The sequence below is a fragment of the Pusillimonas sp. genome, assembly GCF_044464525.1.
In the GTDB taxonomy this organism is placed as follows: Bacteria; Pseudomonadota; Gammaproteobacteria; order Burkholderiales; family Burkholderiaceae_B; genus Pusillimonas.
The window spans coordinates 1-12,810 of sequence record NZ_JBIQLE010000052.1 but is presented as its reverse complement, the minus strand read 5'-3'; the positions used below and the strand labels follow the sequence as shown (position 1 = coordinate 12,810).

At 56.9% G+C, this 12,810-nt stretch carries 12 protein-coding genes and 1 pseudogene; 5 read left to right on the top strand and 8 right to left on the bottom strand.

Going from position 1 to position 12,810, the window contains the following annotated elements; translation table 11 throughout:
• Positions 1–316: 316 nt before the first annotated feature.
• Entirely contained in the window at positions 317–535 is a 219-nt protein-coding gene (locus ACIY1O_RS17070; RefSeq protein ID WP_397476289.1) for a DUF3717 domain-containing protein, read from the bottom strand.
• Positions 536–620: 85 nt separating this feature from the next.
• On the opposite strand from ACIY1O_RS17070, the gene ACIY1O_RS17065 reads away from it, so the two are divergent.
• The 4 genes from ACIY1O_RS17065 to ACIY1O_RS17050 all read left to right on the top strand — a co-directional run bounded on the left by ACIY1O_RS17065 (position 621) and on the right by ACIY1O_RS17050 (position 5,337).
• Positions 621–1,391 (top strand): PhaM family polyhydroxyalkanoate granule multifunctional regulatory protein, encoded by a 771-nt coding sequence (locus ACIY1O_RS17065; RefSeq protein ID WP_397476290.1) that lies wholly within the window; start codon positions 621–623, stop codon positions 1,389–1,391.
• Between the two features lie 102 nt (positions 1,392–1,493).
• Complete coding sequence (gene glmU, locus ACIY1O_RS17060) at positions 1,494–2,867, top strand: bifunctional UDP-N-acetylglucosamine diphosphorylase/glucosamine-1-phosphate N-acetyltransferase GlmU (RefSeq protein ID WP_397476288.1); 1,374 nt, start codon at positions 1,494–1,496, stop codon at positions 2,865–2,867.
• Between the two features lies 1 nt (position 2,868).
• On the top strand, positions 2,869–4,257 hold the full coding sequence (locus ACIY1O_RS17055; RefSeq protein WP_397476287.1) for an MFS transporter: 1,389 nt from the start codon (positions 2,869–2,871) through the stop codon (positions 4,255–4,257).
• Between the two features lie 6 nt (positions 4,258–4,263).
• Positions 4,264–5,337, top strand: a complete 1,074-nt coding sequence (locus ACIY1O_RS17050) for a glycosyltransferase family 4 protein (RefSeq protein ID WP_397476286.1) — start codon at positions 4,264–4,266, stop codon at positions 5,335–5,337.
• A 15-nt stretch (positions 5,338–5,352) separates the two neighbouring features.
• Here ACIY1O_RS17050 and ACIY1O_RS17045 read toward each other — a convergent pair whose 3' ends face one another.
• Positions 5,353–5,847: an Lrp/AsnC family transcriptional regulator gene (locus tag ACIY1O_RS17045; protein ID WP_397476285.1), complete on the bottom strand. Its 495-nt coding sequence runs from the start codon at positions 5,845–5,847 to the stop codon at positions 5,353–5,355.
• Between the two features lie 149 nt (positions 5,848–5,996).
• Here ACIY1O_RS17045 and glmS point away from each other — a divergent pair, with 149 nt between their 5' ends.
• Positions 5,997–7,829, top strand: coding sequence for a glutamine--fructose-6-phosphate transaminase (isomerizing) (glmS, locus tag ACIY1O_RS17040; RefSeq protein WP_397476284.1), 1,833 nt, complete (start codon positions 5,997–5,999; stop codon positions 7,827–7,829).
• 186 nt (positions 7,830–8,015) lie between these two features.
• Here the strand turns inward: glmS and ACIY1O_RS17035 are convergent, their stop codons facing one another.
• From ACIY1O_RS17035 to ACIY1O_RS17010, 6 genes and pseudogenes are all read right to left on the bottom strand, one after another.
• The gene (locus ACIY1O_RS17035; protein ID WP_397476283.1) at positions 8,016–9,170 is read right to left on the bottom strand and encodes a porin; all 1,155 of its coding nucleotides are present in this window, start codon (positions 9,168–9,170) and stop codon (positions 8,016–8,018) included.
• Positions 9,171–9,261: 91 nt separating this feature from the next.
• Positions 9,262–10,539: a Rieske 2Fe-2S domain-containing protein gene (locus ACIY1O_RS17030; protein WP_397476282.1), complete on the bottom strand. Its 1,278-nt coding sequence runs from the start codon at positions 10,537–10,539 to the stop codon at positions 9,262–9,264.
• A gap of 167 nt (positions 10,540–10,706) precedes the next feature.
• Positions 10,707–11,552, bottom strand: a complete 846-nt coding sequence (locus tag ACIY1O_RS17025) for an alpha/beta fold hydrolase (protein ID WP_397476281.1) — start codon at positions 11,550–11,552, stop codon at positions 10,707–10,709.
• 18 nt (positions 11,553–11,570) lie between these two features.
• Positions 11,571–12,395 (bottom strand): DODA-type extradiol aromatic ring-opening family dioxygenase, encoded by an 825-nt coding sequence (locus ACIY1O_RS17020; protein ID WP_397476280.1) that lies wholly within the window; start codon positions 12,393–12,395, stop codon positions 11,571–11,573.
• Positions 12,379–12,678: a hypothetical protein gene (locus ACIY1O_RS17015; RefSeq protein WP_397476279.1), complete on the bottom strand. Its 300-nt coding sequence runs from the start codon at positions 12,676–12,678 to the stop codon at positions 12,379–12,381. Before ACIY1O_RS17015 ends, ACIY1O_RS17020 begins: the two co-directional genes overlap by 17 nt.
• 2 nt (positions 12,679–12,680) lie before the next feature.
• Positions 12,681–12,810, bottom strand: a pseudogene (locus ACIY1O_RS17010) (aspartate dehydrogenase); the annotation flags it as partial.

Sequence of the window (12,810 nt, the reverse complement as noted above, 5' to 3'; positions counted from 1 at the left end):
CATTCCATTGCCCTCAGCGCTACGCGCTTTGGAGCTCAGACAGGCTGTCGCCGACTGCCCCCGCTCTCCCTTCGGTAGCACGCAGCGCCCTCCGACGCCCGGGGCGAAGTACGTTGCCCCCGGCAGCTTGGGCCAGGGATTGGTGGTCTTTCACTTTTTTTAGTGGAGATCGTTGAGGGGAATAGCCTCGGAGGAATAGGTGGGTGCGCGCGAAGAGATCTAGGTGTCGACAGGCATGATGTATGCGACTTGATCGATTGCAACTGCGCAGTCGGGAATGGTCGGTATGAGCTGCGGGAGTCAGGGTGTCTGCCGGCTAGTTGGCGGCTTCCCATTCGTTCAGCGCACGCTGGGCCTCGGCTGAAAGCGATTCCGCCGGAATTTCACTTTTCGATTCAAAGATCATCAAAGCGTAAGGCTCGGCCAGCGCGGCGGCTTGCTTGCATAAGGCCAGCTCTTCGCCCTGGGAGGGCGAGTGATTGCGCCAGAAGTTGATGGCGGCTTCCAGTTCGGTCAGGGAGTATGAGCGTGACATGATTAGACGCTGGGTGTCGGTTCAGTTTAAGCTTACAGCATACTCAGTGATGGGCATCATCACCAATTTCTTGCAGGAAGCCGCCATGAACAGCCAGAACAGCAATCCTTTCGTCCTGCCGGGCTTTGGTCAGGCCGGCGATTATTCCCAGAATCCCTTGCTGGCCAGCATGGAAATGATGCGCCAGGCGTGGCAAGGCCTGGCGACTTCGGGCGTGCTGGCTCAGCCGCCCGTTTCGCCCGCGCTCACTACTGAAGACCTTGATCGTCGCATCAGCGATTTGCGGGCGGTCGAGAATTGGCTGCGGTTGAATATGTCGATGCTGACCAGCTCCATCCAGGCGCTCGAAGTGCAGCGGGCCACTATTGCAACCCTCAAGTCTTTTGCTAATGTTCCCGGCGTGCCCAGCGAGGGTGGCGATAATCCCTCGCCTCTCGAGGTGGCTCTGGGCATCAAGCCATCGGGACAGGCCAAGATAAAGACGCCGACGCAAGCACATCCGGATACGGCAGCGGCGCCGGAAACTTCGGCGGGTTCCGCCGGCGGCGCGGCTGCGACGCCCGGGGGCTTTCAGGCCGATCCGGCGGCGCTTTCGGGTGCTGCCCAGGGTTGGTGGGATATGTTGCAGCAGCAGTTCGACACGCTGGCGGCGGCGACGGTGGCCGGCATGCAGGAAGCGGGCGCCGCAGCGGGTGCGGCCGGGTCAAAGGGCGCAGCAACGCGCACGGCGGCCGCCAAGCGTGCACGCAAAGCGGCTGCGAATTCGCCGGCTGCCGGCGCTAAGCGCGTGGCCGGCAAAAAAGCCGCGGTAAAGAAAAAAGCCACGAAAACGGTGCGCAAGAGCGCTGCTCGTTGAAATCGCACGGCCCGATCCTGATGGCGCCGATCCTGCGGTCTGTCTATCGGTATTTGCTCATTGGCGGCACTCCTCCATTTTCAACACTCGTCTTATAGAAACATGCTGAATATTGTGATTTTGGCCGCAGGCCTGGGCAAGCGCATGCAGTCCGACCTGCCCAAAGTGCTTCATCCGATTGCGGGCAAACCCATGCTCGCCCACGTTCTGGACAATGCCCGGCAACTGGAGCCTGATCGCATCGTCGTCGTGGTTGGCCACGGAGCCGAGCGCGTGCAAGAGGCTTTCGCCGGCAATGCCGACCTGAGTTTTGTGGTGCAAAGCCCGCAGCAGGGCACCGGCCATGCCGTGCAACAGGCAACGCCGTTGCTGTTGCAGGGCGACGCCGAGCAGGATACTACGCTGGTGTTGTATGGCGACGTTCCGCTGGTGCAGGCCGCCAGCCTGGCCGGCCTGATCAAGGCCCGAGAGGGCGGCATGGCGATCTTGACTGAAAAGCTGGCCGACCCCACGGGTTATGGCCGCATTGTGCGTGATGACAACGGGAAAGTGATGCGCATTGTCGAGCACAAGGATGCTTCAACGGCGGAGCTTGATATCGACGAAGTGAATACTGGAATCCTTGCCGCGCCCACTGCGCGCCTGGTGGACTGGCTTGGCCGCATCGACAACAACAACGCTCAGGGCGAGTACTACCTAACCGATGTGGTCGGGCTTTCGGTTGCCGACGGCGTGCCCGTGGGCGCGGCTCAAGCGGGCGCGTCCTGGGAAACCCTGGGCGTCAACAGTCGGGCACAGCAGGCGCAACTGGAGCGCATTTGGCAGGGCGAGCAAGCCCGGCGTCTGCTTGAGCAGGGCGTTACCCTGGCAGACCCGGAACGTTTCGATCTGCGCGGTACGCTTCAGTGCGGTCGTGACGTCTTCATTGATGTCGGCTGTGTTTTTGAAGGTGACGTCGTGCTGGCGGACGGCGTGCGTATTGGGCCGCATTGCGTCATCAGTCAGGCCGGCATTGAGGCGGGCGCGGTAATCGAGGCCTTCAGCCACGTGCATGATGCCTCGGTGGGGGCGCAAGCCCGAGTGGGGCCATATGCGCGCTTGAGGCCGGGCGCCGAGGTAGGCATCGAGGCCCAGGTCGGAAATTTTGTTGAAATCAAGAAGAGCAGGCTGGGTCGTGGGGCGAAAGTCAGCCATCTTTCATACATTGGCGACGCCTTGGTGGGCGAGCGGGTCAATATTGGCGCTGGCACCATCACCTGCAATTACGATGGCGTCAATAAATTCCAGACCGTCATCGAAGATGACGCTTTCATTGGCTCTGACAGTCAGTTGGTGGCTCCGGTAACTGTTGGCCGCGGCGCTACGCTGGGGGCGGGTACCACCTTGACCAGGGACGCGCCGGCGGGCCAGTTGACTTTGTCTCGCTCGACGCAAAAAGCCATCCCGGGCTGGACCCGACCCACCAAGAAAGACTAGCGTGCAAAGCAAGCAGCCGGCGCCACGCGAGGCCGCTCATCCCGACGGCCTTGAGGCGCCTCGCCGCTATTGGGCGGTGCTCACCATCCTCGTGGGCGTCTTGTTCGCCTCGATGGACATGACCATGGTCAACGTGGCGCTGCCCAAGATCGCCAGCGACATGGCGATAGACCCCGGCCTGGTGGTATGGATAGTCATTGCTTACAGCCTGGTGATCGTTGTGACCCTGCTGCCTTTGTCGGTGGTCAGCGAGCGCATGGGTTCGCAGCGCATGTATCTGCTGGGCGCGCTGATTTGCATGGTGTCGGCATTGGCTTGCGCGCTGTCCACCACCTTTCTGGGGTTGTTGTTGTCGCGCATGTGCCAGGCTGTGGGCACCTCGATGTTGATGTGTCTATTTGGCGGCCTGGTGCGTAATACCTATCCCATGCGCATGATGGGCTTTGGCATAAGCCTGAATTCTTTGGTGGTGGGTTCGGCGGCGGTCGTCGGGCCAAGTATCGGCGCCTTCATTCTGGAATACGCTGCCTGGCAATGGGTATTCGTCGTTTTTCTTCCGCTGTGCATGTTGATGATTTATGGCGCCCGCTTTTTGCCCGATCTGCCACGCATCAAGCGTCGTTTTGATTGGATCAGCTGCATCCTGAGCATGCTGACGCTGGGCTTGTTCATCAGCGGGCTCGACATGCTTGTGCATGCAACGTGGCAGGCATTGGGGTTCTTGCTGGTGGCGGGCGTATGTGCGGTTGCTCTGGTGCGGCGTTCGTGGGACCAGACAGCGCCGCTGGTACCCATCGACCTCTTGCGCATTCCACCCGTGGCCTACGCCGTAGCCGCATCGGCGTGTTCTTTTGCCGCCCAGATGGGGTCGTTCGTTGCGCTGCCCTTTTATTATCTCAATGTCCTGAACTATAGTTATTCAGACGTTGGTATCTTGCTTGGTGTGTGGGCTGTCGGCACCGCGGTGATGGCGCCGGTTTCGGGCTGGATGGCCGATCGATACCAAGTAGCTGTGTTGTGCGCCATAGGCGCAGCGTGCATGGCAATGGGGCTGGGATGGGTCAGCGTGCTGCCTGTGGATGCGGCGTTTGGATGGCATGCGGCGGCCATGTTGATGGCTGGAGTGGGATTCGGTTTCTTCCAAAGCCCCAACAATCGTGCGTTGCTTACCGGCGGGCCACGGCGGCGCAGCGGCGCCGCGGGCGCTTTGCAGGCCACCACGCGAGTGTTTGGCCAAAGCTTCGGCACAGCGCTGGTGGCCATCGCCTTCAACCTTAGCGTATCGCACGGCGCCACCCTGGCCGTGGTAACTTCGATGCTGTGCGCGGTGGGTGCACTGGCCGTCAATATTGCCCGCTTTTACAGCCCGGCCCCCGATAGCGAGCTTTGAACTTCCATGCGCATATTGCAGCTTAATTTCGAACGAGGATGGCGCGGCGGCGAGCGTCAGACGCTGTTGACCATGAAACAGTTTCGCGCTGCCGGCCATCACGCGGCTTTGTTGGCGCGGCGTGGCGAGCCCCTGGCGCGGGCCGCACGCGCCGAGGGCTTCGAAGTTTACGAGGCCGGCGGTGTGGCCTCGTTGTGTTTTCGATTGTTGAGCGTGGCGCGCGGTTTCGACGTGCTCCATGCACAGACCGCCAACACGCTGACCTGGCTGGCCTTGCTGAAGCCGCTATTGCGCCGGCCGATTGCATTTACACGGCGCACGGCGTTTCCCGTAACCGAAAAAAAACAAAACAAGACACGCTGGAAATGGCGCAGGGTCGATCTGTTGGCGGCTATCAGCGAGGCGGCCGCCGCCGAGCCGCGCCGGCTTGGCGTCACTGTTGAAGTCATTCCCAGCGCCATTGAAGCCAAGCCGTTTGATCTGGATCATGCACGTGATTTTTCCGAGCGTTTCGGCTTGCCCGGGCGCAAGGTGATCGCCACAGTTGCGGCGCTGACACGCGAAAAAGACCCTTGCACGCTGGTGCGCGCCGTACATGAACTAAGCCGGGTACGCGACGATTTTGTTTTCCTCCACTTGGGCGGTGGCGGAGATGCCGAACAGGCCGCTAGGGAATTGACTACGGAACTGGGGATAGAAGACATCTACATCTTTGCCGGCTTTCATGAAGGCGTCGAAGATCTCTACCGCCTGATGGATGTCTTTGTGCTGGCATCCACCCACGAAGCACTGGGCAGCAGTGTTTTGGACGCTTTCTTGTGTTCCGTGCCTGTGGTGTCCACCAACGCGGGCGGCTTGGCCGAAGTGTTGGCCGATAACCGGGGGCTGTTGTGTGAAGTGGGCGATCATAAAGCCCTGGCGCTGGCCATGGGCCGCATCCTGGATGATGCCCAGTTGCGCAATCGTCTATCGCAAAAAGCCCATGCTTTCGTCATGGAGCAACACGACCCGCGGCGCATGGCACATCGTTATCTTGACGCTTACCAGGCAATGCTTACGCGTTACGAAGCCCGGGGCTGATCGGTATCCTGGCGTTTAATTGCGTGATGAAGCACTGATGGTTACGGGCATGCGTGTCTCGAACTTGCTGCGGTGGATGGAAAAAAACGTGCGTACGTTGCGCACATTGGCGTCAGAGGTAAACGCGCGATGCGCCATGGCGTGATACGACGGCATGTCGGCCACCTGCGCCATCAATATGAAGTCGGGGCCTTGCGACACCCGATAGCACTGCAAGATGGCTGGTTCCGCCACCGCGCGTTCTTCAAAAGCATGCAGGTTTTCGGTGGTTTGCACATCAAGCGTCACTTCAATAATGGCGGTCAGGGTATTGCCCACTTTTTCGGGGTTGACAATGGCCACCTGTTTTTCAATGACGCCGCTTTCGCGCAGCCGGCGCACCCGCCGCAAACAAGTGGGCGCCGAAGCATGCACCCGCTGCGCCAACTGATGATTGGTTAGCGAAGCGTCTACTTGCAATTGCTCGAGGATGCGTAGGTCGAGCTCGTCCAGCTGTAACTCTGTGTTCATTTCGTAAAATTAGTAGTTATTTTTGAAATATTATTAATTGTGCCATGAGTGAAGAAATAAAAGAACATATATTCAATAAATAAGAAATCTTATTTCTCGATAGGTTAAGCACAATAGGCTCTATTGGTTTATTCAAGGAGCTCAGGCTTATGTGCGGAATTGTCGGCGCGGTGGCGCAGCGTGATGTAACCCCGGTTTTGGTCGAAGGCCTGAAGCGGCTCGAGTATCGCGGCTACGACTCTTGCGGCGTAGCGGTGTATGCCGACGGCGGCTTGCGTCGCACCCGCAGCACCCAGCGCGTGGCCGAGCTCGAGCGCGAAATTCAAAAAGAGAGCCTTGCCGGCTTTACCGGCATTGCTCATACCCGTTGGGCCACGCACGGCGCGCCGGCCACCCACAACGCCCACCCGCATTTCTCTGGGCAGGGCCGGGGTGAACCCCGCATCGCCCTGGTTCATAACGGCATTATCGAAAACTACGACGAATTGCGGGTAGAACTGCGTGCAGCCGGCTACGAGTTCGAAAGCCAGACTGATACCGAAGTTATTGCCCATTTGGTCGACCATAATTACGACGGCGATCTATTTACCGCGGTGCAGCAAGCGACGCAGCGGCTTGAGGGAGCTTATGCCATCGCCGTTTTCTGCCGCGACGAACCGCACCGGGTCATAGGCGCACGTCACGGCTCGCCCCTGGTGGTAGGCCTTGGCCAGGATGAGAACTTCCTGGCTTCTGATGCGTTGGCGCTGGCCGGTACCACCGACCAGATCATTTACCTTGAAGACGGCGACGTCGTCGACCTGCAGCTGGCGCGCGTATGGATTGTTGATAGCGACGGCCGCCAGGTAGAGCGCACCGTGCATACGGTGCATTCGCATACCGCCGCCGCCGACCTTGGCCCTTATCGCCACTACATGCAAAAAGAGATTTTCGAGCAGCCCCGCGCGGTAAGTGACACCCTGCAAGACATTGAATCCATCACGCCTGAGCTGTTCGGCGATGGTGCGTATAAAGTCTTCAAGGAAATCGACAGCCTGCTCATTTTGGCTTGCGGCACCAGCTTCTACGCGGGGCTTACCGCCAAATACTGGATTGAATCCATTGCCAAGATTCCGGTCAACGTAGAGATCGCCAGCGAATACCGCTACCGCGACAGCGTGCCCAACCCGCACTCTCTTGTGGTTACCATCTCGCAATCGGGCGAAACCGCCGACACCCTGGCCGCCCTGAAGCACGCCCGCGGTCTGGGAATGGAACACACGCTGACCATCTGCAACGTGGCCACCAGCGCCATGGTGCGCGAATGCAAGCTGGCCTATATCACTCGCGCCGGAATCGAGATCGGCGTCGCCTCAACCAAAGCCTTCACCACCCAGCTTACCGCCTTGTATCTGCTGGCCCTGGCCCTGGCGCAGGTAAAGGGCCGCCTGTCCGAAGAAAAAGAAGCCGACAGCATGCGCGCCTTGCGCCACTTGCCTGTTGCCATTCAGGCCGTGCTTGCACTCGAGCCCCAGATCATGGCCTGGGCCGACCGCTTCGCCGCCAAGGAAAATGCTCTGTTCCTGGGGCGAGGCATGCACTACCCCATCGCCCTCGAGGGCGCGTTAAAGCTTAAGGAGGTCAGCTACATACACGCCGAGGCCTACCCCGCCGGCGAGCTCAAGCATGGCCCCCTGGCTTTGGTCACCGAGCACATGCCGGTGGTTACCATCGCCCCGCGCGATGAGCTGCTTGAAAAGCTCAAGTCCAACATGCAGGAAGTACGCGCGCGCGGCGGCGAGCTGTATGTGTTTGCCGACGCCGATACGAAGATCACCAACGAAGAAGGCATGCACGTCATTCGCATGCCGGAAAACTACGGCAAGCTGTCTCCGCTATTGCACACGATTCCATTGCAACTGCTGGCGTATCACACGGCATATGCGCGCGGGACGGACGTGGATAAGCCGAGGAACTTGGCTAAGAGTGTGACGGTGGAGTAGGGGGGTGGACGAGGCAAGTGTCGGTGCTGAACACTGAAAATAAAGTCTGTCAATTGCCAATTAGTCAGCACGTGCGGCAGCCGACTGCTTCCATTCATTGCACCCCGGAAAGAGCTTGGGGCAGACTGCAAGGCCGCCCCAAAAAAGGTTTTTGCTAAAGTCAGGCCTTCAAACTTGGCGCGCTGTTCAAAAGGCGTGACGCAAGCCGATCATGAGCGATGTTTGATTTCCTCCGGCTTCGGCTTGGAAGCCCCGTCCCGCTGTGCCCCCGGATGCGGAGTTGGCGGCATGGCCCTTGTTCTTCAAGTAACCTACAGAGGCATAAGCAGCGGTCCGTTTGGAGAACGCATAGGAGGCACGCGCAACATAGAACCATGAGTTGGAGCGCACATCGGCGTCTGTGTACCGGATATAGTGAACCGCGCCATCAAGGGTTATGGCAGGGCTTGCATGATAAGACGCATTCAGGGTCCAGAAGTCACTCCGGTTCCCCAAAGAGCCGGCGTAGCTACTCATGCCGGCGTCATTGTTGCGATTCAAGTAGATCAGGCCAACTTTGAACGCATCAAACTTGACATAGCCGTTTATGGCCCAGCGCCTGTCTTTCTCGCCTCGCAGTAATCCATTCCAGTTGGTTGGAGTAGTGTCACCACTACCGCTAATCACGTCGTATATACCAGCAACCCCCCAATTTTCTGCGTCGTAACCTAGCATGGCCGACCATGCAGAGCAGGCGGCCTGATCGGTGTAGTCGACACCGCATCCAGTGGCGGCCGGACTGTTGCCTGTCACGGTGTCACGACCTCGCGCATAGGCTGCACCAAACTTGAAGCCGTTGAAGCTGCCTCGATAGGTGATTGCGTTGTCCATCCGGGCATTGGCTATATAGCTATCCAATGTCGCTGTTCCATGGCCATTGGGACCAAAGACATCGGCTCCCATCATCCCCCACATGATCATGTTGTACTGACGACCAAAGCCAATCTGTCCCCAGTCTCCTTTCAGACCTACGAAGGCTTGTCGGCCAAACAATCGGCCGCCCTGCATGGATGTGCCGGTACCGGTATTCAGCCCGGACTCAAGCGTGAATATAGCCGTCAGGTTGCCGCCCAGATTTTCGCTTCCACGTACGCCCCAACGTGAGGGCAGGGAGGCAGTCTGATTGGTGAAATGAAAGGAACTGTGCTTTTCGCCGGTGGATACGTCATAAATATTGTTCACATATTCTATGGCTGTGTCGACCAAGCCGTAGAGTGTTACGTTGGTACCACTCTGCGCCTGTGCGTGGATTGACAACGGGAATGCCAAGGCTAGGCTCAGCATCAATGCTTTTGCTTTCATTAGTTTGTCTCCAAGTCGAATATAAGAACCAGGCGTTGGCCGTTTTAAGTTTCATTGGTGTGGCCTGCCTGTTTGATGCTGCATCGTCTTGCTACTTCACCTCGATGCTATCTGCAGCGCCATCTATAAAATCAGTGTCATGGGGTAGTATTACCCCGGCCGACCGCACTTTGTACCAGTCGGGGTTGCTTGCGACGGAAATTGTTCCGGTAGACTTTAGTTCCTCAGATAAATTCAGAACCAGCTTCCGGAAACGAACGATGGCTGCATCACCGGTGCCGAGTGTTTCAAGAGAGCGATCCACGATCGGCCCCATGCTTTCTTGAACGGCTGTGTCCTGCATGCCGATGCCCTGTATTCCCGTCATGCTCCTGAGCCGTTGTTCTTCTCTATCCAAGGAATAGTTTGTGTCGGCATGGAGCAACGGTTGATAGCTTCCGTCACTCTTTGTCGTACCATGCACTGCGCCGATATCCATTTCTTCGTCGTTCAGTGGGCGATCTCCTCTCCAGGTCATGGTAAAGACCCAACAGTTGTAGTCATCAATTGGAGTCCATGCGTGTCCCATGAGTGGACCATCGTCCTTGCTGGGGGCTATCATGGAATAGAATGGCAATAAAAATTGGGTGATACGCCAGTAATAGGAATCTTCGGACGCGTTTCTGCGCGCACCAATAGTCATTCCGTGGCGAGATGGACGCACAAAGAACTTTGGTGCAGTGTCTGAGGCGAGATAGGGCACACCTGCCACAGGAGAAACTTGTCTGTCTCGAAATGGCTGTCCGGTCTTGTTGGGGTCCAGCTTGCTGTGGAGGATTCCCACATGGCTGGAATCAATACCTCCTTCCACGCCTTGTGCATAGTTAGTGCGTTGCAGTCGCTTGGTGATGTATCGCTGATTCTGTGAAACCAGCGCCCATTCCAACAGCGGGGGCGTTTCGGGCTTGTGGGCTGGATCTCCCAGGTAGGCCCAGATCACTCCGCCCCATTCTATTATGGGGTAGCTCTTGATACGGGTGTTCTCCATCATTCTGGTGCCTTCAGGCTCTGCGGGCATCTCTAGTATTTTTCCGGTGGTATCGAACTTCCATCCGTGATACGGACATCGCAGCCCATGTTGCTCGTTTCTGCCGTAAAACAGATCTACACGCCTGTGTGGGCAGTAACGGTCAAGCAATCCCAGTTTCCCGCCCGTATCTCGAAAAGCGATGAGCTCCTCGCCCAACAATCGCACACGTAGCGGTTCGCCGTCAGGCGTTACCAATTCTTCGGGCAGAAGAAAAGGGATCCAAAAACGTCTAAAGGCTTCTCCTGTTGGAGTTCCAGGGCCAACCTGGCATAGGCGTTCGTTATCTACCTTGGTAAGCATGACTGCCAATCTCCTAGATTTTCTTTTGTGTTTTCCGCAATAGGATTTGTGTACTGTATGCAATTCTGCACTGAGTTTTTCCTGTGCGTCTGTGCCGTTCTGTTGGAATTGAACCGGATGCATTCTTGATGCGGCTCGGAATCTATCCAGGGCAAAGGGTTCATTACCTACCAGTCATTGAGCATGAAATGCATGGTGATTTCCACAAAGACCTCCGGGGCCTCCAACATGACCCAATGCCCGACATGTGGAATTGCGAACCCCGACGAGTTCTCAAGCAGCTCCAAATAGCGTTGACTTCGCGCCGGTACTGCTATTTGGTCTTCCTTTCCGGACACGACCAGCGTTGGAGTCTTGACTTGTGCAATCTGAGACTCGTCGTAGACCAGCTTCGAGCGCACAATCTGGAGGAGCGCCGCTTGGGCCTCCGGGTCCTGCATCAGCTCGTGTCTGTATAAGATCACTTCATCGCTTGGAACGTATTGGCTTCCGGTCAGAGTTTTAACGACTGTGCGCATCGCTTCAAGGGTAAAGTCGTACTTCCGGAGTTGGTCTTTGGGGGTGGGGTCAGGATTATTCACATCGAGACCCGCGGCGCCCATCAAAACCAGCTTTTTCACAAGGTCGGGACGTTGGATGCAGGCTCCCAGGCTTGTGGCTCCACCCATGGAATTTCCGATGAGGTTGACCTGCTGCAGTCCCAATTGTTCTAGTAGGGCAATAAGGTGACGATTGCGACTTTCCTGGTCGTAGGGGTAATTGGTGGGAGAAGGCTTGGCTGTGCGACCGAAGCCGGGCATGTCATACGCTATCACGTGAAAATTACGTGCGTATTCTTGTAGGCATATGTTCCAGTTTCCCCAACTGTCTGCCCCGGGCCCTCCACCATGTACAAGCACTAGGCTGGGCCCGGTGCCAAGCTCAAAGTAATTGGTTTGTATGCCGTCCACTGTGGCGGTGCGGCGAGCCCGTTTTGCCCAATCTGGTAACGACAAGGCGTTTGAGTTTTTCATGTCTTGTATTCCCCCTCATCAACTGTTTGTGCTGAGATCATCCATGATGATCCCTCCCATGCCGGTCCACCATGAAACCATCGGTTCGTAGTACACTTTTCTTCCCTTTCGCCCTTCACTTACTCCAGCCGCGAATACCCACGAGGCAATCTCGAGCCCGCCGTTGCCTCCCTGCGCGAGAATCTCGGCTTTGCTTAGTGATACGAGTTCTTGGCCACGACCGTCGATAATGGTTTGCATGACATAGTTATCCCATTCTTCGTTTACCTGGCCGGACTCAGGAAGACAGATCCAATGCGACAGACCACCACTGCCCACTACAGACACTCGTTCGTCCTCAGGTCGGGCCGTTCTTACATAGTCAGCCAACGTGATACCAAGGCTGTAAGCTCTGGCGCATGAAGGTGGAGGAACCATCACCGTATTGAGATACAAGGGAACCAGAGTGGTCGTGCCTTGGTTATTACTGTAAGAATTGGGGAAGGCTACCCCATGATCAGGAAAGATGTTCTCGACTTGAACCAGATCGAATCCTGCATCGGCGCTGTATTGCGCAAAACCTTGTGCGAAATCGCGGTTCCCCTGGTATGTCAGTATTGGAATGCCCATGTCCCCTAAAGGCTTGTACTCATCGGCAATGCCAATCGCAATCGGGATCTGGGTGTCCAGCGTGAAGTTGTTGAGATGATCACTCGCAACGATCACCAGTACATCTGGACTACTTTGGGCAATATGTCGACCTATTTCGGCCATGCCTTCAACTACGCGTTGTGTTGCTTGTTCCACTCCACTTGTATTGCCAAATGTATGAGAAGTGGCTGCAACGCTAACTATCTTGCCCATGGCTTTTCCTCATTTGTGCAATGTAAGGTTCGACAGACACGATGGACAGCTCTAGCAGCCCCAGAACACCAAGCAGCTTGAATTGAAGATTGGGATGAACGCCGATATGGTTTAGAGCGTTTCGCGGGTCCTCCAGGAGTAGGGCTTGTTCCCTTTTCGAAACGCCGAAGGATTCGTACACAGAACGAGGATCCGAGCGCATGCGATCCACGATTGATTTGTCCTTGAGCGCCGATGAAATAAGGCGATGCAGTTCTACGGGAGGTCTGTTGTTTACTTTCATGGTTATGTTCCGACACGAAGTGGAGCCCCCATCTTGCGCAACAGGGCTACTACGCTCTGAGCAGTAATGCGACCAGTCTTGGGGTTCTCGGTAGGAATATTTTCGATAGACATCTCGAGGTGGGCAGCGTCC